The 24,216-nt window shown below is 70.8% G+C and carries 25 protein-coding genes; 12 read left to right on the top strand and 13 right to left on the bottom strand.

Annotated elements, in window-relative coordinates; genetic code table 11:
- Positions 1–237: 237 nt before the first annotated feature.
- The 3 genes from ACV7NM_RS02425 to ACV7NM_RS02415 all read left to right on the top strand — a co-directional run bounded on the left by ACV7NM_RS02425 (position 238) and on the right by ACV7NM_RS02415 (position 3,085).
- A complete protein-coding gene (locus tag ACV7NM_RS02425; protein ID WP_463408640.1) occupies positions 238–1,014 on the top strand; it encodes a PE-PPE domain-containing protein in 777 nt (258 codons plus the stop codon).
- Positions 1,015–1,203: 189 nt separating this feature from the next.
- Entirely contained in the window at positions 1,204–1,848 is a 645-nt protein-coding gene (locus ACV7NM_RS02420; protein WP_463408639.1) for a CatB-related O-acetyltransferase, read from the top strand.
- Between the two features lie 172 nt (positions 1,849–2,020).
- Positions 2,021–3,085, top strand: a complete 1,065-nt coding sequence (locus ACV7NM_RS02415) for a hypothetical protein (RefSeq protein WP_463408638.1) — start codon at positions 2,021–2,023, stop codon at positions 3,083–3,085.
- A gap of 110 nt (positions 3,086–3,195) precedes the next feature.
- Here ACV7NM_RS02415 and ACV7NM_RS02410 read toward each other — a convergent pair whose 3' ends face one another.
- Together ACV7NM_RS02410 and ACV7NM_RS02405 are read right to left on the bottom strand one after the other, a co-directional pair.
- A complete protein-coding gene (locus tag ACV7NM_RS02410) occupies positions 3,196–4,692 on the bottom strand; it encodes a UDP-N-acetylmuramoyl-L-alanyl-D-glutamate--2,6-diaminopimelate ligase (protein WP_463408637.1) in 1,497 nt (498 codons plus the stop codon).
- A 579-nt stretch (positions 4,693–5,271) separates the two neighbouring features.
- Positions 5,272–5,571: a hypothetical protein gene (locus ACV7NM_RS02405; RefSeq protein ID WP_463408636.1), complete on the bottom strand. Its 300-nt coding sequence runs from the start codon at positions 5,569–5,571 to the stop codon at positions 5,272–5,274.
- Between the two features lie 390 nt (positions 5,572–5,961).
- Between ACV7NM_RS02405 and ACV7NM_RS02400 the strand changes: the two genes are divergently transcribed.
- From ACV7NM_RS02400 to ACV7NM_RS02390, 3 genes are all read left to right on the top strand, one after another.
- Entirely contained in the window at positions 5,962–7,089 is a 1,128-nt protein-coding gene (locus tag ACV7NM_RS02400) for an FAD-dependent oxidoreductase (protein ID WP_463408635.1), read from the top strand.
- 52 nt (positions 7,090–7,141) lie between these two features.
- Entirely contained in the window at positions 7,142–7,585 is a 444-nt protein-coding gene (locus ACV7NM_RS02395; RefSeq protein ID WP_463408634.1) for a MarR family winged helix-turn-helix transcriptional regulator, read from the top strand.
- Between the two features lie 303 nt (positions 7,586–7,888).
- Entirely contained in the window at positions 7,889–8,980 is a 1,092-nt protein-coding gene (locus ACV7NM_RS02390; protein ID WP_463408633.1) for a PP2C family protein-serine/threonine phosphatase, read from the top strand.
- Positions 8,981–9,041: 61 nt separating this feature from the next.
- Here ACV7NM_RS02390 and ACV7NM_RS02385 read toward each other — a convergent pair whose 3' ends face one another.
- Entirely contained in the window at positions 9,042–10,067 is a 1,026-nt protein-coding gene (locus ACV7NM_RS02385) for an SPFH domain-containing protein (protein WP_463408632.1), read from the bottom strand.
- Positions 10,068–10,069: 2 nt separating this feature from the next.
- Entirely contained in the window at positions 10,070–10,498 is a 429-nt protein-coding gene (locus ACV7NM_RS02380) for an NfeD family protein (RefSeq protein ID WP_463408631.1), read from the bottom strand.
- Between the two features lie 333 nt (positions 10,499–10,831).
- Between ACV7NM_RS02380 and ACV7NM_RS02375 the strand changes: the two genes are divergently transcribed.
- Complete coding sequence (locus ACV7NM_RS02375; protein ID WP_463408630.1) at positions 10,832–12,553, top strand: stealth family protein; 1,722 nt, start codon at positions 10,832–10,834, stop codon at positions 12,551–12,553.
- A gap of 69 nt (positions 12,554–12,622) precedes the next feature.
- On the opposite strand, the gene ACV7NM_RS02370 is transcribed toward ACV7NM_RS02375, so the two are convergent.
- On the bottom strand, positions 12,623–13,045 hold the full coding sequence (locus ACV7NM_RS02370) for a hypothetical protein (protein WP_463408629.1): 423 nt from the start codon (positions 13,043–13,045) through the stop codon (positions 12,623–12,625).
- Positions 13,042–14,388, bottom strand: coding sequence for a YihY/virulence factor BrkB family protein (locus ACV7NM_RS02365; RefSeq protein ID WP_463408628.1), 1,347 nt, complete (start codon positions 14,386–14,388; stop codon positions 13,042–13,044). Before ACV7NM_RS02365 ends, ACV7NM_RS02370 begins: the two co-directional genes overlap by 4 nt.
- Before the next feature lie 275 nt (positions 14,389–14,663).
- Here ACV7NM_RS02365 and ACV7NM_RS02360 point away from each other — a divergent pair, with 275 nt between their 5' ends.
- On the top strand, positions 14,664–14,825 hold the full coding sequence (locus ACV7NM_RS02360; protein WP_037792689.1) for a hypothetical protein: 162 nt from the start codon (positions 14,664–14,666) through the stop codon (positions 14,823–14,825).
- Between the two features lie 287 nt (positions 14,826–15,112).
- On the opposite strand, the gene ACV7NM_RS02355 is transcribed toward ACV7NM_RS02360, so the two are convergent.
- Positions 15,113–16,603: a HAMP domain-containing sensor histidine kinase gene (locus ACV7NM_RS02355; RefSeq protein ID WP_463408627.1), complete on the bottom strand. Its 1,491-nt coding sequence runs from the start codon at positions 16,601–16,603 to the stop codon at positions 15,113–15,115.
- A complete protein-coding gene (locus tag ACV7NM_RS02350) occupies positions 16,600–17,334 on the bottom strand; it encodes a response regulator transcription factor (RefSeq protein WP_463408626.1) in 735 nt (244 codons plus the stop codon). The genes ACV7NM_RS02355 and ACV7NM_RS02350 overlap by 4 nt, the downstream gene beginning before the upstream one ends.
- A 187-nt stretch (positions 17,335–17,521) precedes the next feature.
- Between ACV7NM_RS02350 and ACV7NM_RS02345 the strand changes: the two genes are divergently transcribed.
- From ACV7NM_RS02345 to ACV7NM_RS02330, 4 genes are all read left to right on the top strand, one after another.
- Positions 17,522–18,892, top strand: coding sequence for a ferredoxin reductase family protein (locus ACV7NM_RS02345; protein WP_463408625.1), 1,371 nt, complete (start codon positions 17,522–17,524; stop codon positions 18,890–18,892).
- Between the two features lie 106 nt (positions 18,893–18,998).
- A complete protein-coding gene (locus ACV7NM_RS02340) occupies positions 18,999–19,436 on the top strand; it encodes an FMN-binding protein (protein ID WP_463408624.1) in 438 nt (145 codons plus the stop codon).
- A 46-nt stretch (positions 19,437–19,482) separates the two neighbouring features.
- Positions 19,483–20,235 (top strand): FAD:protein FMN transferase, encoded by a 753-nt coding sequence (locus tag ACV7NM_RS02335; RefSeq protein ID WP_463413809.1) that lies wholly within the window; start codon positions 19,483–19,485, stop codon positions 20,233–20,235.
- A gap of 418 nt (positions 20,236–20,653) precedes the next feature.
- Positions 20,654–21,250 carry an Rv1733c family protein gene (locus tag ACV7NM_RS02330; protein WP_463408623.1) on the top strand — a complete coding sequence of 199 codons (597 nt, stop codon included), beginning with the start codon at positions 20,654–20,656 and terminating at the stop codon, positions 21,248–21,250.
- A gap of 258 nt (positions 21,251–21,508) precedes the next feature.
- Here the strand turns inward: ACV7NM_RS02330 and ACV7NM_RS02325 are convergent, their stop codons facing one another.
- The 5 genes from ACV7NM_RS02325 to ACV7NM_RS02305 form a co-directional block, all read right to left on the bottom strand.
- Positions 21,509–22,060, bottom strand: coding sequence for a YceI family protein (locus ACV7NM_RS02325; protein ID WP_463408622.1), 552 nt, complete (start codon positions 22,058–22,060; stop codon positions 21,509–21,511).
- A 178-nt stretch (positions 22,061–22,238) separates the two neighbouring features.
- Positions 22,239–22,703: a MarR family transcriptional regulator gene (locus tag ACV7NM_RS02320; RefSeq protein WP_463408621.1), complete on the bottom strand. Its 465-nt coding sequence runs from the start codon at positions 22,701–22,703 to the stop codon at positions 22,239–22,241.
- Complete coding sequence (locus ACV7NM_RS02315; RefSeq protein WP_463408620.1) at positions 22,700–23,194, bottom strand: MarR family winged helix-turn-helix transcriptional regulator; 495 nt, start codon at positions 23,192–23,194, stop codon at positions 22,700–22,702. Before ACV7NM_RS02315 ends, ACV7NM_RS02320 begins: the two co-directional genes overlap by 4 nt.
- 86 nt (positions 23,195–23,280) lie before the next feature.
- Positions 23,281–23,502, bottom strand: coding sequence for a helix-turn-helix domain-containing protein (locus tag ACV7NM_RS02310; RefSeq protein ID WP_463408619.1), 222 nt, complete (start codon positions 23,500–23,502; stop codon positions 23,281–23,283).
- On the bottom strand, positions 23,502–23,987 hold the full coding sequence (locus ACV7NM_RS02305; protein WP_463408618.1) for a DUF2975 domain-containing protein: 486 nt from the start codon (positions 23,985–23,987) through the stop codon (positions 23,502–23,504). The genes ACV7NM_RS02310 and ACV7NM_RS02305 overlap by 1 nt, the downstream gene beginning before the upstream one ends.
- Positions 23,988–24,216 lie beyond the last annotated feature (229 nt).

Raw genomic sequence — 24,216 nt, 5'->3', positions numbered from 1 at the left:
CCCTCGGAGCGACGCGCCGAACCGGTTGGTCACTTGGATTGCCTCTCGCCCCGTCACGGACCTGCCACTCGTGACGGATGCCCCGCCGGATACCGGTCGGAACACCGCCCGACGGGGACCGGCCATATATGGCCGGTCGCTGACATGGTCCGTCGACCAGCGCGAACACCACGATGGGCACCTGCCGTCGCACCCGATGCGGCGGAGCTCGTCCCGACCGAGGGAGATGACCGGTAAATGTTCACCACGAAGCCGAGCAGGTTCGCCCGCCGCCTGAAGTCCGTGATCGCCTCGACGGCGCTGCTGTTGGCCGGCGCCGCCGTCGTGCCGTCGGCCGCACACGCCGACCCGGCCCACCACTACTACATCGAGATCGGCGGCACCGGCGCGGCCGCGGACGCGCCCCAGTGCACCAGCAGCTTCACGGCCGCGAACCAGCACTTGGACGGCGGTATCGCGGTACCCGTCTGCTACGTCGCCAGCGGCGGCCCGTTCGTCGGGAGCCACAACGAACAGCCGGCCCCCTGGGGGACCCCGAGCTTCGGTGACAGCGTGAACCAGGGTTACTGGAACGCCCTGGCCGCGCTGGAGAGCACCTACCGCGCCGACCCCACAGCCCACTTCACCATCGCGGGCTACTCGCAGGGCGCCTGGGTCGGGGACCTGCTGCTCCAGAAGATCGCCGCCAACGGCACCAAGGTGCCCCGCTCACAGGTCGACGGCATGCTCTACTCCGACCCGATGCAGCCCGGCACCGGATTCTGGCGCCTGGTTCCCCAGGGGACTCTCATCCCCTTCGTGGCGTATTCCCCCGGCACCGGGCCGGAGGAGTTCGCCGGCGTCCCGGTCCAGCGCTTCTGCATCCAGACCGACGGCGTCTGTGACGCGACGTCCCTGGACTCCTTCCCGGGCTTCCTGCAGCAGCACCCGCGCTACTTCCAGCCCGGCAGCATCATCGAGACCACCCTCACCCGGCACGGCGGCAACGGGACGGTGTGGTTCCCGGCGGCGTGAGCTGATACCGCCGGCCTGAAGCGCGACGCCGCGGCCCGCCAGGGGGGACGGGCCGCGGCGTCGTACCGGTTCCCGGCGCGGGCACCGCGTGGGGGCGGCGCGGGTGCCCGCCGTGAGGGTTCCCCGGAACGGCTCCTTTGTGCCGATCATGGTGCGGACACGACCCGCGACCGAGGAGGAACCCGAGCGATGCCCGTACCTGCCGACCCGACGGTCCTCCACCCGATGCCCGGACAACCGCGGGTGGTGCTGCTCAAGCCGCTCGTGAAGTCCCCGCTGATCGAGGTGGGGGAGTACTCCTACTACGACGACCCGGCCGATCCGACCGCGTTCGAGACGCGCAACGTCCTCTACCACTACGGGCCCGAGAGGCTGGTCATCGGCAAGTTCTGCGCGCTGGGAACCGGGGTGCGGTTCATCATGAACGGCGCCAACCACCGCATGGACGGCCCCTCGACCTTCCCCTTCCCGGCCATGGGCGGCTCCTGGTCCGAACACTTCGACCTGCTCACGGGGTTGCCGAACCGCGGGGACACCGTCGTCGGCAATGACGTCTGGTTCGGCCACGGTGCGACGGTCATGCCCGGGGTGCGGATCGGACACGGCACGATCATCGGCGCCGGGGCCGTGGTCACCACCGACGTCCCCGACTACGGCATCGTCGGCGGCAACCCGGCCCGTCTCATCCGCACCCGCTACGACGACCGCGACATCGTCCGTCTGCTGGCGGTCGCCTGGTGGAACTGGCCCGCGGAGCACATCACCGAGCACGTGCGCACGATCATGTCGGGTACGATCGCGGACCTGGAAGCCGCCGCTCCCGACGCCCCGTAGGCGTGACGCGGGGACGACCGGACGACGCTCCGGCCGCTTTGCCGCCGGGGGTGCGAGGCCTTCGTCCCGCTGTCCGCCCGGTCTTCGCTCGTGCCGTGCGAGTGGGTTGTGAGGTGTTGTCACGCGGCGCGGCTGCTGGTTAAGGCATGGATGCGCGGGTAGTCCAGGCGGTATGGGATCTTTGGGCTCGCCGGTGTTGTTGGTGTTGTTCGTGGCCAGTGCGGCCGTCATCTGGTTCGCGGGGATCAAGCTGTCGGACACCACGGACGTGCTTGCCCAACGGCTGGGTCTGGGAAGCGCTTTGGGCGGTCTGATCCTGCTGGCCATCGCCACGAACCTCCCGGAGATCGCGATCACGGTGAGTGCGGCGATCGCCGGTCAGCTCGATGTGGCGGTGGGCAACATCCTGGGCGGTATCGCCATCCAGACCGTGGTCCTGGCCATCCTGGACGCCGCCGGCGTCCGCCCGCGTGCCCCGCTGACCCGTCTGGCGGCCAGCCTGGTGCTGGTTCTCGAGGGTGCGCTGGTGGTGGTCATCCTGGCCGTCGTGGTGATGGGCACCCAGCTACCCGCGGACCTGCACGCCGCCCGCCTGGACCCCGTCCCGGTTGCCGTCGCCCTCCTGTGGGTGGGCGGACTGTTCCTCCTCGACCGGGCGGGCCGGGGACTGCCGTGGCGCGAGGGCGGCAACGCACCCGAGAGCCAGCCCGAACCCCGCGGCCACTCAAAGGGCAAGAAGGAGAAGGCCGCCAGCGACAAGGGGGTCAGCACCCGGCGCGCCGGGATCGTCTTCGGGGTTTCCGCGCTCGCCACCCTGGTGGCCGGTGTAGTGATCGAACGCAGCGGCGAGGAGTTCTTCGCCCGTCAAGGCCTGAGCGGCGTACTGTTCGGCGCGACCGTGCTCGCGGCGGCCACCTCCCTGCCCGAGGTCAGCACCGGTCTGACCTCGACGAAACTGGGGGACTACCAGCTCGCCATCAGCGACATCTTCGGCGGCAACGCCTTCCTGCCCGTCCTGTTCCTCCTCGCCACCGTCATCTCCGACAAACCGGTGCTGCCGGCCGCACACCACACCGACATCTACCTGACCGCACTCGGGATCATCCTGACCGTGGTCTACATGGCAGGGTTGATCTTCCGCCCGCGCCGCCAGTACGCGCGCATGGGCATCGACAGCGTCGCCGCAGTGCTCATCTACCTCATCGGCATCGCAGGCCTCGCCACCATCGCGACCTGACCTGCGCGAGACGCCCCACACCCCGGCGGTGCAGGCCTCGCGTCCGCGGGAGCGCCGCCGCCCCGCGGCACCCCTCCGCCCACGAGGGCGTACTGCACCAGGTCACGGGTTCAGGGGAGCAGGCGGGACGCCAGGTCGCGGACGGTTGCCATGTCGCTGAAGGGGAGCAGGTCCTCGCCCACGATCTGGTACGGCTCGCTGCCCTTTCCTGCGATGAGGACGATGTCTTCGGGCCGGGCCGCGGACAGTGCGTGAGCGATGGCCCGGCGGCGGTCGGCACAACGCTCGTACGGCGTGCCGGTGGCCTCGATGCCGGGAGTGATCTGGTCGAGGATCGCCTCGGGGTCCTCGGTGCGGGGGTTGTCCGAGGTCAGGACGCACAGGTCGGAGTGGGTCCCGGCGATACGACCCATCTCGGCGCGCTTGGTGGTGTCGCGGTCCCCACCGCAGCCGAAAACGGTGATGACCCGGCCCCGGGCGAAGCCGCGGATGGCCGTGAGGACCTTGTCGAGGGAGTCGGTCGAGTGCGCGTAGTCCACGATCACCGACGTGCCGGTGGGAGTCACGAACCGCTCGAACCGACCCGGTACCGGCGGCATATGGGAGAGCGCGGCCACCAGTCCCTCCAGGTCGTGCCCCAATACGTGGCATGCCGCGACGGCCGCCAACGCGTTGGACACGGAGAAGCGGCCGGGAACCGGGATCGTCGCCGGATACTCCCGGCCGGCGTGGCGGAGGGTGAACCGAGTGCCCGACGCGTCCGCGACAAGGTCCGCGGCCCGGAAGTCCGCCTCCTCGTCGAGGCCGTAGGTCGTCACCGCGTCCGGCATCATCGTGCGGATGCCGGCGCCCACGGGGTCGTCCGCGTTGACCACCGCATGCCGGCAGAGCCCCTGGAACAGCCGCAGTTTGGCCTCCGTGTACCGGGCCATCGTGCCGTGATCGTCCAAGTGGTCCTGGGTGAGGTTGGTGAACACGCCGACGTCGACGAAGGTTTCGTCCATCCGGTACGTCTGCAGCGCCATCGAGGTGGCCTCCAGCACCACGCTGCCGGTGCCCTGGTCCCGCATATGGCCCAAGAGGTACTGCAGGTCGGGAGCTTCCGGTGTGGTCAGCACCGAGGGCGGCATGGGGATCACCTCGTCGCCGATCCGGCTGCCCGACGTACCGATCACGCCCACCGAGGCGCCCTCGGAGATCCTCAGCAGCGACTCGACCATGTAGGAGATGGAGGTCTTCCCGTTGGTTCCGGTCACCGCCACCACGTCCATGTGCCGGCCCGGCTCGCCGAAGTAGCGGGAGGAGACGACCGCGGCCGTCTTGCGGGTGTCAGGCACCTGCACGACGCACACCGCCGGCAGCAGTTCCCGTGCGGGGGACGCGGCGGCACTTCCCACCGCGTCGACGAGCACTCCCACCGCCCCGCGCGCGAGCGCCGCACCGATGGAGGCGGGTCCGCCGCCCCGGTGGCCGGGTACGGCGATGAACAGCGAACCCGGCACCACTCGCTCGACGTCGAAGGTGGTGCCCGCGGTGATCCTAGTCGACTCGGTGTCGCCCTGGATGACGTGGTGCTCGTGGCCGGTCAACAACCCGCTCAACTTCACGGTGGTCCCTTCGAAGACGGCTACGGCCCGGCGTGCGGCCCTCGCCTGGCGGCAGCGCCGACGGAATATCGGAACTGCGGTGGTGGGGTGGGAGGCGATGTGTCGCCCGCGAGGCGGCGGGGCCGGTCGGGGGGTCGGTTATCAAGACCGTCGCGGCATGTGGTGCGGCGGGAGGGAGCGGCCGCGGCGCGGCGGGGGAGCGCGCTAGCCGTGGCCGTGCAGGACGCCGCGGCCGACCGTTGGGGCATGGCCGTCGGCAGCGGTCCGGCAGCTGACGCCGGACCGACCCGCGCCGGCCGCACGCGCGACAGGGGCGGCCTGCGGCAGGCACTCTCCCGTGACGCGTCGCGTGCGGTTCATGGGCCGAGTGTACGTGCGCCGGCATGACCCGTACGCCGCGTCGACTCGTCAGCCACCCCAGGTGCACCGATCCACGGGGCGCCGGGCCGCAGCGTCGGGACATTCCCGTCGCACGCGCGATCCGGCCGAGGACGGGGCGTCCGAGGCACCCACAGGAAACTCGAAGGGGCGGGTGCCTTCGCGTCCCGCCCCTTCAGGGTCCGCTCCGTGACCGGTCGGTCAGATCTTGTTGTAGGTCCCGGTGGCCCAGAGGGCGCCGCCCTTCCCGGGGCCGCCGTCCTTCTTGTAGACGACGAAGTTGCCGTTGTCCTGGAGCAGGGCGTAGGCGCCGACGTTGTTCCCCGTGCCGGTCCGCCAGCGGACCGTGCCGCGGCCTTCCTCGACGAGGGTCAGGTCACCCCGGTCCTTGGGTGCCATCTGCAGCGTCACCCGGTAGTTGCCCCCGTAGGTGCCACTGCTCCAGATGGCCTTGCCGTCGCTCTTGCGGTACATGACGAGGTTGTTGTCCTTCTGGAGCACCAACCACACGGTGGCGGACTGGGCCCAGTTGCCCGTCCACCAGCCCTCCGCGGCGTTACCGGACGGTCAGGAGCGCAGCCGGTCGCCTGCCGGACTGCGACGCCCGCCCGTTCGACCTGCCGCTCAAGGCCACGGAACCGCGCCCGCGCCCGCACCGGTGGCGGTGGTTGTCGGCGGGATATCGCCGGCTTGTCGGCGGTGGTCGGTCCGTGTCGGAGGCCTATCGGTGACATGTCGGTGACTGCCGTGACATTGGAGGTGGTTGTCATCGGCCGGCAACCGCACCGCCACCAGCATCGCGTCGTCCCAACTGGCCGGAGCGGCACTACATATGTGACCTTCCGGGTGCCCACCCGGAGGTCCGCGACCGGCAAGGAAATCCCAAACCCCATGACCACTGACATCACGATCATCGGCGCCGGGCTCGGTGGCCTCACCCTCGCCCGCGTCCTGCACGTCCACGGAATACCGGCCACGGTCTACGAGGCGGAGCCGTCCCCCGCTGCGCGTTCGCAGGGCGGGATGCTTGACATCCACGACTACAACGGCCAACTCGCCCTTCAAGAAGCTGACTTGATGGACGAGTTCCATGGCCTCATCCTGCACGGGCGCCAGGCCATGCGGGTCCTCGACCCGGACGGGGCCATCCTGTTCGACAAAGCCGACGACGGCACGGGTGGACGCCCCGAAGTGCAACGCGGCGAGCTGCGGCAGGTCCTGCTCGACTCGCTCCCGGCCGGAACCGTCCGCTGGGGGCACAAGGTCAGCAGCACCCGAGCCCTCGGCGAGGGCCGCCACGAGGTGACGTTCGCCGGCGGCGGCGCTGTCATCACGAACCTGCTGGTCGGCGCGGACGGCGCGTGGTCGCGGGTCCGGCCGCTGCTCTCCCCCGTCACACCCGAGTACACCGGCAAGTCGGTCGTCGAAACCTACCTGTTCAACGCCGACACCCGGCATCCGGCCGCCGCGAAGACGGTCGGCGGCGGATCGATGATCGCCGCCACTCCGGGCCGGCAGATCTTCGTCCACCGGGAACGGGGCGACACACTGCACGCCTATGTCGGGCTGACGGAGCCCCAGGACTGGTTCGCCGCCATCGACTTCACCGCAGCCGCCGTGGCCACCGCCAAGATCGCGCGGGAGTTCGACGGGTGGGCGCCGGAGCTCACCGCCCTGATCGCCGACAGCGACACCGCACCGGTCCTGCGCCCCCTCTACGCCCTGCCGACCGGGCACCGATGGGACCGGGCGCCGGGGGTGACCCTGCTCGGCGACGCGGCCCACCTCGCGGCGCCGAACGGCGAAGGCGCGAACCTGGCCATGCTGGACGGCGCCGAACTCGGCAGGGCCATCGCCACGCACCCCGACGGCATCGAGGCCGCGATCACCGAGTACGAGCAGGCGATGTTCCCCCGTAGTGCCGAGGCCGCCACCTTGGAGGGCGCCGACGCGCAAGGAACGGACTCCGACGACAACGCGGTCCGCGCCCTGATCAGCGCGTCCACCCGAGACGAGTAGGCCCGGCCGCCCGTCCGGTCGCTATGCTCGAAGCCCCGTCCCGTGAGGAGCCATGGCCACCCCCGCACGCAACCTGCCCCAGCTCCTCGCCGAAGCCAAGCGCTGGTTCGACGACGCGTTGTTGGCCAGCATGCGGGCCGCCGGCGAACAGTCCGTCACCGTCGGGCAGGCGGCCGTCTTCGCCGCCCTCGACGAAGACGGCACCACGGTCTCGGGGCTCGCCCGCCGGATGGGTGTCACCCGGCAGACCGCCCATCAGGCCGTGCACGCCCTGATCGGCATGGGACTGCTGGAGCAGGCGCCCGACCCCGCATCCGCCCGCAGTCGCCTGATCCGCCCCACCGCCGAGGGCGCCCGCGTCCACCGACGCGCCCAGAACACCCTCGCCGTCATCGAGGGAGTCCTGGCGGAACGCATCGGCGCCGAGGCCGTCGCCGCCCTGCGCGAGACGCTGACCGTCCCCATGGGGGAGCCCCCGCTCGTGGAAGCGCCCTGAGCGGCCGGGCGGCGGAGCGGCCACCGCCGTCACCTTCGATCCGAAGGCTCCAGTCGTGGTGCAACGACCGAAAAAAGGCGTCCCTCCCGCCGTAGGCCTGATCCGGTAGCCCGCCGCGAGGCCTGCCCGGGGCGGGGGTACAGGAGGCGCGCGGGGGAGTGGCCCACCTGGACCGCACCCCAGATCTTGGGGCCGTTGTGCCGTCAGGCGAGCCGGCCCGGCCCGGTGAGTGGCTGCGGGGTGGGTGGTCGGGTCCGATTCCTCAGAGCGCTATGCCCTGATTAAGTCGATATTCTGTGAAGTGTGATCGAATCCGGGCGGCCCCTGCTCCGCTGGCGCCGCGGCCAAGGGAGACTGGTGCGGCTGTCGCCGGTCGTCCTGACCGTCATCATCGCCAGCCTGGCATACGCCACGCCGCCGGAATTGGCCTTCAGTCGCCTCCTGCCCGCGGCGCCCGCCCTCGCCGCCGCCATGTGGCCCGTGCTCCCCACCGTCCTGCTGGGGACGGTCTGCCTCCTCCTGATGATCGGCCTCAGCCTCGTCTTCCCCGACCTGGGAACGTGGTGGACCGCCGCGGGGATCATCGCGGTCACGGTGGCCGCCGCGTACGGCAGCCACGTCCGGCTCCAGCGGGAGCGCACCCTCTTTCAGGTCCGGCTCGTCGCCGACGCGGCGCAGCAGGTGGTGCTGAGCCCCATGCCGCGCCGCCTGGGGCACGTCGAGATCGAGTCGCTGTACCTCGCGGCCGCGGCGGAGGCCCGCATCGGCGGAGACTTCTACGAGGTGGTCGACACGCCGTACGGGGTCAGGCTGCTCATCGGTGACGTGCGCGGCAAGGGCCTGCCGGCGGTGGGGGCGGCCGCGGCGATCGTCAACGCCTTCCGCGAGGCGGCCTACGGCGAGACCGACATGATCGACGTCGCCCGCCGGCTGGACGCCAGCAGTACCCGGTACAACGCGGCCTTTCCCCCCGAGGGGCCGATGGAGCGCTTCGCCACCGCCCTTCTCGTCGAGATCCCGCACGAGGGCGGACGTATCGACATCCTCAACTGCGGCCACCCCCCACCGCTGCTCCTGAACCGCAGGGGCCTGCGCGTCCTCGAGCCCGCCACCCCCTCGCCACTGCTCAGCCTGGCGGAGCTGATCGGTGATCACTACTACCTCGACACCTTCGACTTCGCCCCCGGCGATCTCCTGCTTCTCTATACCGACGGGATCGCCGAGGCCCGCGCCCGCGACGGCGAGTTCTTCCCGCTGGCCGCCTGGATGCGTCGACAGCCCGCGACACCGCCCCGGGAACTGCTCACGGCGCTTCACCGCGACCTCCTGCGCTACAGCAGAGGACGCCTTGACGACGACATCGCCGCCCTCGCCGTACGCCTCTGGGAGCCCTGAGGCGCGAGCCGGATCGAAGCCGCGTCCCGCGAACCGCGCGGCGGGCGCCCTCGCACCCCTGCTACGGCAAGGGCTGCTGGGGTGTGGTGTCTGCTTCGGCGGCGTCGGCGAGCGCCTTGGCCGCCGCTGCCGCCGCCTGGGCCGCGTCGCTGGCGGCTTGAGTCGTCCTGTCCTCGGCCGCGGAGACCTCCCGGGTGGCAGGCGACTTCGGCAACACCTCGTTGAAGGCGCGGGAGACGTTTTCCAGTGCGGAGGTGAGCTCGCCGGGGATCACCCAGAAGGTGCTGCCCTGCCCCTGGGCGAGTTGGGGGAGCACCTGCAGGTACTGGTAGGCCAGGAGCTTCGGGTCGGGATCATTGCGATGGACGGCCTGGAAGACTTCGTCGATGGCACGGGACTGGCCTTCGGCCCTCAGGATCTCCGCGGTGCGTGCGCCTTCCGCCCGCAGCACGGCGGACTGCTTGTCCCCTTCGGCGGTGAGTATCTGCGACTGGCGCTGTCCCTCGGCGGCCAGGACGGCGGCCCGCTTGTCCCGCTCGGCGCGCATCTGCTTCTGCATCGCGTCCTTGATCGACTGCGGTGGGTCGATGGCTTTGATCTCCACCCGGTTGACCCGCAGGCCCCACTTGCCCGTCGCCTCGTCCAGGACACCGCGCAGCTGGTTGTTGATCGTGTCCCGCGAGGTGAGGGTCTTCTCCAGGTCCATGGAACCGACGACGTTACGCAGAGTGGTGACCGTAAGTTGTTCGACCGCCTGGAGGAAGTTAGCGATCTCGTAGGCGGCCGCTCGGGGGTCGGTGACCTGGAAGTACAGGACGGTGTCGATCTCGACGACGAGGTTGTCCTCGGTGATGACCGGCTGGGGTCTGAAGGAAACCACCTGTTCCCGGAGGTCGATCACGGGATAGACGCGGTCGATGTAGGGGATGACGACGTTGAGGCCGGGCGTCAACGTGCGGTGGTAGCGGCCCAGCCGTTCGACGTTGCGGGCACGGGCCTGAGGCACGATGCGTACCGCCCGCAGGACGGTGAAGACGGCGAGGAGCGCGGCGAGTAGGCCGACGATGAGGGCCGCCGATGTTTCCATGGTCACTCCCGGGGATAGACGAGCGCGGTACTGCCGCTGATCTCCATGACGTCGACGGTCGTTCCCGGCGCGATCACCAGCGTTTCGTCGTACGCGCGGGCAGTCCATTCCTCCCCGCCGATACGGACCCTGCCGCCCCGCGCGGACACCTCCGAGACGACATAGGCCGCCCTGCCCACCAGCGCCTCCACGCCGAACCGCTCTCCCGGCGGTTGGAGGTGGCGCACGGCGAGGGGACGCACGAACCACAGGCTCAGCGTCGCGACCAGCGTGAAGACGACGAATTGCAGGGGCAGGGCAAGCCCGATCGCGGCGCAGGCGGCGGTGATGGCCGCGGCTCCCGCCAGCAATCCCAGTGCCGCGGTCAAACTGAAGACCTCCGCCACAGCCAGCACCGCGGCGACTATCAGCCAGATCAACCACGGATCCACGGGAGCCCCTCCTGACTCCTGGGCGCCGACCAAAGCGCAAATGGATATAAAACCTTGCATGAGGGATTTACCCATTTTCGGGGCCATGTCTCACGTCGGCCGCCCGGCCGGGGCGGCGGTGGGGCGCGGGGAACGGCCGGGTGTCCAGGCTCCGGGCGTCGTCGCCCGCGCTCCGCGGTGTGACGTCACGGTCATCCGAGAGCCTTGTGCCGGACGTGAACGGTAGTGGAAGGTTGGACCACATCCTTCCCCCGCTCCATGCCCGGCCAGACGGCCACCCTCCACTCGGCGGCGACCCCCGCTGTACAGCCTTCTCGTGAGGTGGAAGTCCGCATGTCCCGCCCTGTTCGCATCCCGCTCCCCGGCGGACTCCGCAGAGTGGTCACTCCGACGTTGCGTCTGCTGAAGCTTCCCGCCCAACCGGCTCCGGTCCTTCGAGAGACGATTCCGGCGGCAGCGGGGGCCGCGGTGCGCCGGACCCGGGAGGAGGAGCTGCTGGAGAGTCTGCCGGGGGTGGTCCGTCACCGGGGACGTCTCGCCCGTGTACGCGATGACCTGCTGCCCTCCGCCGCCCGTGAGGCGAACCTCCGGGTGGTCGGGGAGGCGCTGGAGGCAGCCCGCGTCCCCTACGGTCTGGTCCCGGACGGCGGGCTGGTCCACCGTGTGGCGATCTCTCCGGGCGACCGTCCCCACGCCTTGCGGGCACTCGCCGCGGCCTTCGCCGGACGGCTCGTCTACGTCCGGTTGCTCGGGCTCGCGGGCGAGCCGGTCGATGTGCTTGCCGAAACGCTGCTCAGCGCCGTTGCGGATGCCGAAGATAAGCAGGGGCCACACGCCTCGACGACGGACGGAAGGCCGCACGCGAGGGTCACGGGACTGCGCGTCTACCAGCCGGTGGTCACCTCCGGCAGAACCCTCCGATACGGGGCCGACCACGGCTGTGACGTCGAGTTCTGGGAACCTTCCGGGTCCGGAGCGGGCGGGGTGGCGTCACTTCGCGAAACACCGTACGGCTGGTGGGTCCCCTCCATGACGGCTTCGGTCACGCGCCGAATAGGCGAACGCGGCTACCCCGTCATCGACGCGCTGGCGGGCCGCTTCCCCCACGACATCACCTTTCCCATCGACGCCGTGATCACTTGGGTGGACTCCTCCGACCCCCAGTGGCGTCGCCGCCGCGACCTGGCCGCCGCCGGCGCCGCGGCGGCCAGGACCGACCGAGCCGAGCACCGGTACCGCGATCGCGGGGAGCTCCGCTACTGCCTGCGCTCCATCGCCGCCTACGCCCCCTGGATCCGACGCGTCTTCATCGTCACCGACAACCAGGTCCCGCACTGGCTGGCAACCGAGCACCCGCGGATCACCGTTGTGGATCATCAGGACCTCTTCACCGACCCGGCTGCGCTGCCCGTGTTCAACTCCCACGCCATCGAGAGCCGGCTCCACCGCATTCCCGGCCTCGCCGAACGCTTCCTCTACTTCAACGACGACATCTTCCTGGGGCGCGAGCAACAGCCCCAGAACTACTTCCTCGCGTCCGGGCTGCCGAAGGTCTTCCACGACCAGCGGGCCGTGCCCCCGGGGCACCCGGACACCGACGAGGGGGACGACGTCTTCACCGCTTCGCAGAAGGCCACCCGACAGGCCGTCGAGCGCGCCGCAGGGCGTACCTACCCCTACATCCTGGCGCACGCCCCGTACCCGCTCAGCCGAAGTCTGTACGCGGCCGTCGAGGCACGCCTGCCCGACCTGCTCGAGTCCGTCGCCCGCTCCGTGTTCCGCAGCGCCGCCGACATCGCCCCGGTCACCCTCGCAGCCCACTTGGCCCTCGCCGAGGGCCGGGCCGTCGAGGGCGACCTCTCCCACGCCTACATCGCCACCGACAGGTCGGAGCGGATCCGGCAGTTGCCGGACATACTCCACGCGCGCTCGACCGACGCCATCTGCCTGGCGGACGACGCCGGCTCCGAACTCTCACCCCGCGACCAACACCGCGCGGTGACAGCGTTCCTGGAGGCCTACTTTCCGGTGCCCTCCCCGTACGAACGGCCGTAGCGGCCACCGCGAGGACTCTTGAACAATGCCCCGTCGGACACGCACCGCGCCTTCCGACGGCACGACGAGCTACTGGATGCTCCAACGGTGGCGATGATCGGGCTCGTTGGGACAGGCGAATACGTTGAGCTCGCCCCAGCGGCCTACGGTGAGCTCCGTGGGAGTGGCGCAACGGTGAGTGGGCTGGTCCTGGTCCTCCACCGGTTTCCAGCTGCCGGTACCGCCGTCCCATTCCGAGCTGTCGATGGTCAGCAGCGGGTGCGTCGGCGTCGTGCAGGTCCGACAGGCCATGGGATACGGGTCGGTCGCGTGCCGGGACGCGAAGCCGCCGACGCGCCGGCCGGGCGGGATGGACAGGTCGTACCGGTAGCCGGGCGGCTCTGTCGTGTCCTCGTCCGCGGTCTGCTCGGCTTCCTCTTCAAGGGCTTCCTCCCAGGCGTCGATCCGGGCGCACAGTTCCTCGGGCAGGGGAGGCCGGCGAGCGGGGGTCATTCGGTCTTGGAACGCGGCGTTTCCGGCGACGGTCGAGGACGGTCGCCCCGTGGGTGAACGGCGGTCCACTCCCCGACGGTCGCGGTGTCCAGCCCGCTGTCCGCGGCGATCAACGCGGCGGGGACGCCGGCGCGGGCGGCGGCCTGCGCGGCCTTCCGCAGGTCGGCGATCGGGCTCGCCAGCCCCTTCTCACGCACCGCCGCGGGTGCCGCGGCCAGCCTGCACGCATCGGCTGCCAGGCGTCGCGTCGCGTTCCGCAGCCGTTCGCGGGCCAGTGCCGGGTCGGCGGCGGGCCGGGGTTTGTGCGGGCCGTCGGACCCGGAAGCGACGGATGCCGGGCCGGGAGCAGACGCGGAGTCCGATGGCGGCGGATCGGTCAGCGGCTGCCGGTCCGCCTCCGCGCTGAACCACACCCCCACCGTCACCTCAGGCCGGCGCTCCTCCATCTTCGCCAACAGGACGAACGCGGCCTTGTCCTGCGCCGTGAACGGGGGCTGGGTCATCGAGCGCGGCCACAACCGGTAGCGCAGGACCACGTTGATCTCCGCCGCGAGCAACGTCAGCCGGGCCCCGATGTACAACCAGGACAGCAGCCCGATCACGATCGCGAAGAAGCCGTAGACGTCGGTGGCATGGGCGATGGCATGACGGACGTAGAAGGTGCCCGCGGCCTGTAGCGCCTGCCAGAAGGCGGTGGCGAGCGCCGCGCCCACCAGGACGTCACGTACGCGCACCGTGACCGCGGTCAGCATGGTGAAGGCGGCGAGGAAGACCCCGAAATTGACCACCGCCGCCACCGCCAACGTCCACGGACCGGCCAGCACCCCGAGCCCCGAGCCGAGGCCGGCCAGGGTGGTGGACATCAAGATCGCCAAACCCAGCAACGCCAGGACCGTGAATCCCCGCAGCTGCCGGCTGACGTATCCCGGCCAATGCTTGAAGGGAACGTTCCATATGGTGTTCATCGCGTTCAGGGACGCCTGACCGAGCCCCAGGGTGCCGTAGATCGCGCCGAGCAGACCCAGTGCCAGCGCCATGCCGCTGCCTCGTAGCGGGTGCGCGGAACTGCGCAGCTGGCTGCCGAGAACGGGGAAGTTGGCCAGCGCGGAGGTCACCAGTCGATGCTCCAGGGCGGGATGCCCACCGGCCACGAAGCCGAGGATCGTCGAGAACAGCAGCAGCAGGGGGAAGAGCGCGAACATCCCGTACCAGGCGATGAGCGTGGCCTTGCCCCCGGCCTGGTCATTGCCGAACTTCTGCATGACCGCGAACGGCAGTCCCACGATCGCGTGACGCTGTTGGAACTGGTCGACGCGCCGTACCACAACCTCCGCGCGGTTCATCGCGCCACCTCCGGGGCAAAGCTGCAGGCGAGGAGCCCCTCTCCCATCGTGCGCCCGATCGACCTCCGCCATCCAGGCGACGCGGTCCGACGACGGGCCGGCGGCGCCGCGGGACGGCCCGATCGGGTACGGCGGGGCACGCCCCCCATCGACGCCTACTACCGGCCTGGAACGCGGCGGCTTCTCTTGCCCGCCATAGCGGATAAGAAACACGTAAAGATCGAGCGCATGGTCGGAGGGTTGCCGGGCAGTAGGCGCTTCGGAGGTTGATAACTATGGTTCCCCTGCTTCTTGTTCTCCTGCTCGCTCTGATCCTGTTCGGTGCCGGATTCGCGGTGAAGATCCTTTGGTGGGTCGCCATCGCGGTTCTGGTCCTGTGGCTGATCGGTTTCGTTGCCCGCCCGAAGGGTGGCAGTGGCCGCTGGTATCGCTGGTAGCCGAACGACACCGACGCGGTACCGGTTTTGCACGGCGGTGGCCCGCACCCTTCCCAAGGGTGCGGGCCACCGCCGCGTCGTCGCACCCGGGCACCCGGGCAAGGGCTCCGGGCATTGGACACGGATGTGTACCGGGTGAAAGCGGACGCCGGGGGTAATCGGGGGACAGTCGGGGCGGTCGCCGTGACGCAGCAGGGAACCTGCTCACCTCCAACGATCGGCGGCCGTCCCGGCCCCGATCGCGGCGGCAGGAGTCGACATCTGCTGCGGGCACTCCTACGAGGCTGCTACGGGAGGTTCGGTCGAGCCGTCCCCTCGTCGTCGGCCGCCGGGTGCGGACGGATCGGCAGGAGCAGCCGGAATCGAGTGAGTCCGGGGCGGCTTTCGACCGTGACGGTGCCGCCGTGCGCGTGGGTGACGGCGTCGACGATGGCGAGTCCGAGGCCGGTCGACCCGGTGCGGCGGGAGCGTCCGGTGTCGGCCCGGGAGAAGCGGCGGAAGATGTCGGGCAACAGGTCCTGCGGGATGCCGGGGCCGTCGTCGGTGACGGCGAGGTCGGCTCGTTCCGTGTCGGCGGTCAGTGCCACGACGACGTGGGTACCGGACGGGGTGTGGAGGTGGGCGTTGGCGAGGAGGTTGGCGACGACCTGGTGCAGCCGGTGCTCGTCGCCCGGGACGATCACGGGATCCTCGGGCAGGTCCAGTTCCCAGCGGTGGCCGGGGGACAGGGCGTGGACGTCGTCGAGTACGTCGAGGACGACGCGGGTCAGGTCGACCGGCCGGCGGTCCAGTGGGCGGCCGGCGTCGAGACGGGCGAGCAGCAGCAGGTCGTCGACCAGGGCGCTCATCCGGTGCGATTGCGCCGCCACCCTGGCGAGGGCATGGCGTACCTCGTCGGGGACGGCGCCGGGGTGGCGCAACGCCAGCTCGCTGTGGGCCCGGATCGTCGCCACGGGGGTGCGCAGCTCATGACTGGCGTCCGCGGCGAAGGCGCGCAACCTCTCCTCGCTGACGTGGCGGCGGGTCAGCGCGTCGCCGACGTGGCCGAGCATGCGGTTGAGGGCGGTGGCGACCCGGCCGACCTCGGTGTGCGGATCCGCGTACGGGACGGGGTCGGGCATCGCGACCTCGCCGGTCGCCAGCGGCAGCCGGGTGACCTCGGTCGCGGTCCGGGCCACCTGTTCCAGCGGACGCAGGGAGAACCGGACCCAGAGCGCTGCGGCGCATCCGGCGGTGATCAGGGCGGCGCCGAAGACGATGGCCTCCACCGCTTCCAGACGGTGGACCGTCTCCTCGACGGGGTGCAGGGGGAGTCCGGTGATCAGGACGTCGCCGTCGTCGCCCGGCGCGGCGACCACCCGGTAGCGGCCGAGGGAGGACAGCCTCACGCTGTGCCCCTGGGCGTCGGGTCGCACCCCGCCCAACGTGCGGATGTCCCCCGGGCCGAGGGGGACGGACCGCTGGCTGGTGTCGTCCACCACGGCGGCCTGGGTCACCCGGCCGCCCAGCAGGCGGGCACCGAAGGTTCCGGCCGCCTGGCCCCGGGTGTCGGGAAGATTGTCGGAGTCGGGCCTGGCCTCGTGTTCCAGGCTGGCCGCGAACCGGCCGCCGCTCGCGGTGAGCTGCTGATCGACCCGACCGATGAGGAACCCGTGCAGCGCGAGGACGGTGACCAGTCCGACAGCCGTACAAGCCAGGCCCAGGAGCACCACCAGCCCGGCCGTCAGCCGGGCCCGCAGCGAGCGGGGCGGACGCAGCCGGCGCGGGAGCGGGGTCATCGCGGTTCCGGCTTCAGTACGTAGCCCAGTCCGCGGACGGTGTGGATGACCGGTGGCCGCCCCGCGTCGATCTTCTTGCGGAGGTAACTGATGTACAGCTCGACCACGTGCGCGCGGCCGCCGAAGTCGTAGGACCACACCCGGTCGAGGATCTGCTCCTTGGACAGTACCCGCCGGGGGTTGCGCATCAGGAACCGCAGCAGCTCGAACTCGGTGCGGGACAGCTCCACGACCTCCCCGCCCCGGGTGACCTCGCGTGCTTCCTCGTCCATCACCAGATCGCCCGCCACCAGACGCGGGCTCTGGTCGCCGCGGGCCATCCCGGCGCGCCGCATCAGCCCCCGCAGCCGGGCCAGCACCTCCTCCAGGCTGAACGGCTTGGTGACGTAGTCGTCACCACCCGCCGTGATGCCCGCGATGCGGTCCTCCACCGCGTCCCGCGCCGTCAGGAACAGGACGCACACGCCGGGACAGCGCTCCCGGAGCGAGCGCAGCACGGAGAGGCCGTCCAGGTCGGGGAGCATCCAGTCCAGCACGACGAGGTCCGGCTCGAACCGTGCCGCGCTCGACAGGGCTCCGGCCGCGTCGCCCTCGGTACGGACGTCCCAGCCCTCCGCCCGCAAAGCGGCGCCGAGCACGTCGGTGAGGTCCGGTTCGTCGTCGACGACCAGGACGCGGACCGCGGTGCCGTCAGGTCGAAGCAGTGGGGAAGGGGAGGTGGCAGGGTGCATGGTCCGTCCAGCATCGCCGATGACGGCGTCTCGCCGGGGCCGTCCAACCTTTGAGTTTCCTCTGAATCGCCTCGGAAGGTGCCCGTTCAAAGGGTTCTCAGAGCAAGTTCCGTCAGGGTGTGACCCTGCCCCAGCAGCCGCGCCGCCCACGATGGCGGGCCGGCTCCCGATCGAGACAGGAGACGCCGTGGCCGTTCATCCAGCCGTCGACGCCACCCGGACATCCACGCACCGGGCCGTCGGGCAGTCGCTCGCACCGCGTCTCGTTCCCGTAGTCGTCCACGTGCTCGGGTGGGCCGGCGCGGCCGGGGTGCTCGGCCTGTGGTGGGCCGACACGACCTCCGTGGTCGGCCCGGCCGGCTGGCTCACCGACGCGGGCCGCATCACGGGCCTGCTCGCCGGCTATGCGTGCGCCGTCACCGTCGTCCTCATGGCCCGTGTCCCCTGGCTGGACCGCACGGTCGGGACTGACCGGCTCGCACGTTGGCACGCGGCCGGCGGCCGGTACGCGATATCGCTGATCGTCGCCCACGCCCTGCTGATCATCTGGGGGTACGCACTCACCGGCCACGCCGGCCTGGTGGACCAGACCACCACTCTGGTCCTGCACTATCCCGACATGCTCAAGGCCACAGCGGCCCTTCTCCTGTTCCTCCTCACCGCCGTCGTCTCCGCCCGGGCCGCCCGGCGCCGGCTCTCCTACGAGACGTGGCAGTTCCTCCACCTCGCCACGTACGCGGCGATCTTCCTCGGCTTCGGCCACCAGCTCGCGAACGGAGCCGACTTCGTCGGCAACCGCAGCGCACAGGTCCTGTGGTACGCGATGTACCTGTCGGCCGCCGCCCTCGTGCTCTGGTTCCGGTTCCTCGTCCCGATCCGGTCGGCTCGCAGACACCGCCTCGCCATCGCGGAGGTACGACCCGAGGGACCGGGCGTCGTCTCGGTGTACGTCACCGGAGAACACCTCGACGAACTGACCGCCCTGCCCGGGCAGTTCTTCCGCTGGCGCTTTCTGGCCCGGGGCATGTGGTGGACGGCGAGCCCTTACTCGCTGTCCGCCCCCGCCGACCCGGACTTCCTGCGGATCACGGTGAAGGCCCTCGGAGGTCACAGTGCCGCCCTGGCACGCCTCACTCCCGGCACCCGGGTGTGGGCCGAGGGCCCGTACGGCGCTCTCGTCCCTCGCAACACCCGCGCCGACCGCACCCTGCTGCTGGCGGGAGGCATCGGGATCACCCCGCTACGCACCCTGTTCGAGACGCTGCCGGGCGACCTGACCCTCGTCTACTGGGCCCGTACACCGGCCGACCTGGTCCTGCGCCGGGAATTGGACGCCATCGCCGCCGCGCGCGGGGCCCGCGTGTACTACTCGGTCGACGAACCGGCCGGGCACGCGCTGCCGCTCACCGCATCACACCTCACCGCTCTCGTACCGGACCTCGGCCGGCGCGACGTGTACCTGTGCGGGCCGCCCGGCATGACCCGAGCCGCCGACACAGCCCTGCGTGCGGCCGGTGTCGCGGCCCGTCGAATACACCAGGAGTCCTTCGCCCTGTGACACCGCTCCCCGCGGCCCGTCCATGCCGCGCCGCCCGTCCATGTCGCCCGACCGGCCGCCCGCTCGTCGTCGCGGCGGCATCCGCCCGTACCCCCAGGAGCCGCTCGTGCGCCGTACAGCCCTCACCACCACGGCAACCGTGGCCGGCATCGTCTCGCTGCTCGCGCTCAAACCGCACCACAGCGCCCACCCCGCCGTCTCCGCGCGGCCGTCGCCCACAACGGATCCCACGTCCGGCGCGACGCAGGGACCCACGGGGGCCGGCCGCTCCGGCACATTCACCGGAAGCGTGATCGACACGCGCTACGGGCCCGTACAGGTCGCCGTCACGATGAGTACGGGCAGGCTGACGGCCGTCGAGGTGATCCAGGTCCCCACGGAGAACCGGCGCGACCGCGAGATCGCCTCCTACGCCGTACCCCGCCTCACCGACGAGGCGATAGGTGCGCAGAGCGCGGAGATCGACGCGGTGTCCGGTGCCACCTACACCAGCGAGGGATACATCCGCTCCCTCCAGAGCGCCCTGGACGAAGCCCGTGCCTGAGCACCAGCCCCGCCCGACGGAGCGCCTGCGCCACACCGAACATGTCATGGGCACGGTCTTCTCCTTCGACCTGCGCCACCGCCCCACGCGAGCGGCCCGGGACGCGCTGAGGGAGGCGGTCGTCTGGCTGCACCACGTGGACCGAGTCTTCTCCACCTATCGCCCCGACAGCGCCATCAGCCGCATCGGCAACGGATCGATGAACCTCGCCGATGCCCCGCGGGAAGTCGAGCACGTCCTGTGGATGTGCGAGCGGGCGCAGAGCGCGACCAGGGGATGTTTCTCGGCACGCGCCGGGAACCGCCTGGACCCGTCGGGGCTCGTCAAAGGCTGGGCCGTCGAACAGGCTTACGCTCTCCTCCGTGCCGCCGGAGCACCCAACAGCATGGTCAACGGCGGAGGAGACCTCCGGCTGGGCGGTGAACCGGCCCCGGGCCGGCCCTGGCGCATCGGCATCGCCGACCCCTGCCGACCCGGTGGGCTGCTCACCACGGTGGAGGGACGCGACTTCGCCGTGGCCACGTCCGGCGGCGCCGAGCGCGGCCCGCACATCCTCGATCCCCACACCGGCCGCCCCGCCCACCGCCTCCTCGCCGCCACGGTGACCGGGCCTGACCTGACCTGGGCCGACAGCTGGGCCACCGCTGCCGTCGTCCTGGGGCCCGAAGCGCACGCGTGGATGGCCTCGCAGCCGGGCTACGAGCTCCTCACGGTCGACCTCGACGGGCAGGCCCGCCGAAGCGGCGGATTCCCGCTCGCGGTCGCTTCAGGCGACTTCGGCCGGGATTTCGCCGTCTGAGACCGGGCGAGGGCGCGTAACGGGCTCTGGTGCGAACGGGCATCATCCCTCCTCCCCCCCGCGACCTCGGCGTACTGCCGGCCGCACCGCGCGGGGCACGGCACTGCCGGACGGCGAGGAGGGACCACAGGCGGTGTCAGGGACGCGGACGGAGCAGACTGAGAGAAGAGCGAGCAACGGAGGGCCGTTGTGGATCACGAGAAACCGCCCGGCGCACACCGACACAAGCATGGCGCGACTGCGCGCAAGGACGGAGACTTCCGCACTCCCGAGCGGATCCGGAACCGGACACATCACACCAGCGGCGAAATCACCGCGACCAACTGAGCGGATCGGCACGGCCGCAGCGCGGAGGCCCGTCATGTTCCACCGGAGTTCGCCCCGACCGGGGCACAGACGTTCACAGGGTGTGCCCCACGTGACGGGGCACCGGCACCAGGCGGAGACGAACACGCTGCGGCGGCCGGCGGACCGCACGCGCACCCGCTGGCTGCTCGCCTTCGCACTCTCCTGCCTGCTCGCCGTGGCCGGTGGGATCACGGCGGGGCTGACCGTCATGGACTCCGGTCTCCGCGCCGCCGCCGAGCAGGCACGACACCGGCACGGGGTGGTGGCGACCACCATCGACGCAGCCTCGCCGCGCACCGCCACCCGAATCAATGGCGCGCCGCCCACGACGGCCCGGGTGCGGTGGCAGTACCCCGCCGCCTCCGGCCACATCGCCCGCCTTCCGGTCCCGCCCGGAACACGAGCGGGGACGCCGGTCCCGTTGTGGGTGGACGACAAAGGGGAGGCCACACGGGCTTCCCGCTCCACGAGCGAGATCGCGGCGGACGCCGTCGCGGCCGGAGCCGCGAGCGCGGGCCTGATCACCTTCGCGGCCGCCGGCGTCGTCTTCCTGCGACTCCGCCGCGTCGAAGCACGAAACCTCGTGCAGTGGGAACGCGAATGGGACCGCGTCGAACCGCGCTGGTCGGGCCGGCTGCGCCGGGACCGGGAGTCCGGTGATGACTGATGCTGCGATGCACCCACGGAGCCCCGTGAGCGGTGGGGGGCGGGCGTGGTGCGCCGGTCGGGCGGGATCGGCTCCGGGTCGGGGGGTGATTCGGATCGGCAGGCGGCGACAGCACCCGGGACACCGCCGCCCGCCCGAGCCCCTGTGCGGGTGCTCGGCTGCGGCGGTGTCCGAACCGGTATCAGCCCCATAGGGGCGTGACCCCTCACCGTCACGGTGTCTGCCGCGCCTTCGAGCGCGTGCGGCGGCCGGTCGCGGTTACCCCTGTTTGATCGCGGAGATGTCGAACTCCAAGACGATCTTGTCGCCGACCAGCACACCGCCGCCTTCCAAGGCCGCGTTCCAGGTCACACCGAACTCCTTGCGGGAGATCGCCACCGATCCCTCCAGGCCGACCCGCAGGTTGCCATAGGGATCGACGGCATTGCCGGTGTACTCGAAGTCGATGGTGACGGGGCGGGTGGTGTCCTTGACGGTCAGGTCGCCGGTGACCCGGTATTCGGTGTCGGAGCGCGGCTCGACCGAGGTGCTGCGGAAGGTGATGTCGGGGAAGGCCGGGGCGTCCAGGAAGTCGTTGGTGCGCAGGTGTTGGTCGCGCTGTTCGACGCCGGTGTCGATGCTCTCGGTCTTGATCACCACCTGGGCACTGGAGCGGGCCGGATCGGTGCCGTCGAGGTGGGCGGTTCCCTCGAACTCGTGGAACGCGCCGCGGACCTTGGTCACCATGGCGTGGCGGGCGACGAAGCCGATCCGGGTGTGGGCCGGGTCGAGGACGTAGTCCCCGGTGAGCTCTGCGATGTTGTCGGTCATGGTTGAGATGCCTCCGAAGGACCGGGATCCGGGCAGCGGTACGCCCGGATTGTTCCGGACCCACGCTAGGGCGCGACCGATCCCGGTCCCGGCTGGACGCACGGGCGACGGCAGAGTGCACTCTGACCAGCGACCTCGGGCCATGAGCCGGCCGCTGCCTGCAGAGCCAGTCAGGCGGTCAGGCGGTCAGCTTCTTGAGTTCCGCGTCGGCGCGCTCGTTGACCAGGGCGAGGACGCGGCCGGCGGCGGCCAGGTCCTCGGCGGGTATTCCGCCCCAGATGCGGGCGGTGATGGGGGCGGTTTCCGCCCCGATCGCGGCCGGCAGCTCGCGCCCCGCCTCGGTGGGCCGCAAGTACGCGCCGTCCGCTACGAGCAGCCGCTTGGCGAGCAACTCGTCGAGAGTGGCGCTGATGTCGGCCGGATCGGCCTTGAGGGAACCCCGGACCCGGGTGATGAGATGCTCCGGCGTCTGTGGGGAGTCGGCGGTGACGGCGGCGCGCAGTGCGATCTGCTGCGGGAACGTGATGCCGTGCCCGGCCAGGACGTGCTCCAGGACGCCACGGGCGGCGTAGTGGGCCAAGCCGAGCGCGCGGCCGTCGGCGACGGGTGCGGTGGAGTCGGTGGTGGATGCGGTGGCGGTCATGGTGTTGTTCCCCGAGTTCTCTCGTCGTTCGGTACGGATGGTGCGAGAGGTGCGTCGAGCAGGGTCGTCAGCTCGTCGGTGAAAGAGCGCGTCCGGGGGGCGTCCAGACCGCCGAGCGGCTCCAGCAACTGCTGAAGCAGTTCCTGGACCACTGTGATGGCCTGCCGCGTGATGGTCATGCCCTGCTCGGTGAGGGCGAGCTGTACGGCGCGCGGGTCGCGGGGATCGCGGGTGCGCTCGATCAGGCCGGCCGACTCCAGGGTGCGCGCCAGCTTCGAGACGTACAGCGCCTCCAGGCCGGTGTGGTCGGCGAGTCGGCGCTGACTGGGCCGCTCGCCGGCGCGTTGCATGCCGTGCAGCGATGCGACCAGTGAGTACTGGGCATGGGTGAGGCCCAGCGGAGCCACTGCGCGATCGACCGTGACACGCCATTTGTTGGCGAGCCGCCATACCAGGAAGCCGGGGGTGGTGCCCGGTGAACCCTTGCTCATGGCAGATAGGGTACATGGCTAGTATGTACATGGCTAGTATCTTCGGGTGGATATGACGCTCGGGCGAACGTGCGGCACTCCGCCCGTCATGCGCCTGCGGCGTCCTCGGCCTCCCAGCGCAGCAGGTCGCCCGGCTGGCACTCGAGCACCTCGCAGAGCGCGGCGAGCGTCGCGAAGCGGACCGCCTTGGCGCGGCCGTTCTTGAGCACCGCCAGGTTGGCGGGCGTGATCCCCACGCGCTCCGCGAGCTCACCCACGGGCATCTTCCGCCTGGCCAGCATCACGTCGATGTCGACGACGATCGGCATCAGATGACCTCGTCCAACTCGGCCTGCATCCGCGCCGCTTCGACATCGCGCGCGACGGCCTGGGCGAGCAGCATCCGCAGTACGAGCACGATGAGCGCGACGCCCAGGATGGCCAGGCCGACCCCGCCCATGATGAGGGTGACTCCCGGGTCCTCCCGCTGCCCCGGCGCATTGAGGGCCGTGACCGTGAACCACACGAGGGCGGCCGCCACGATCGAGCCGATCACGCCGTCCACGTACCGGAAGGCGGCGTGGGAAAACACGGTTCCGCGTCGCACCATCGCCACCAACCGCCATACGCAGACCAGGGCGACCTGGACCGACACCATGCCCAGGATCGTGACCACGCGCAGCGGGGTCAGCGGGAGCGTGCCGTCCTCCGGGTCGGTGGCCAACGCCCACACCATCAACGCCTGGACGAAGACGGTGCCGGCCAGCACCACCACGAGCACGGCGCGCAGAGCACCGACTGTCAGCTTTCCCACGGTCCATCCTTCCATCGAGTTGCAATGGAAATCTATCGAAAGTCGATAGATAGGGCAAGGTTGCGGGCTGGGCCGCCCTCTCCGCTTCCGTCCGCCCCGAATCCCGACGGTGATCCTCGAACGAGCTCGCTCAGGAATGGCTGACTCCTGATCCGGTGGGCAGCCGTGCCTGGTCGTTGGAGGGTCCGAGCTTCGTGCGACGATCAGGCTCCATCCGGCGGTCGCGCTG

The organism is Streptomyces sp. Tek67B01, assembly GCF_055231995.1.
Note: the sequence above shows the minus strand (reverse complement) of the source record. Positions and strands in the feature narration are given on the sequence as shown.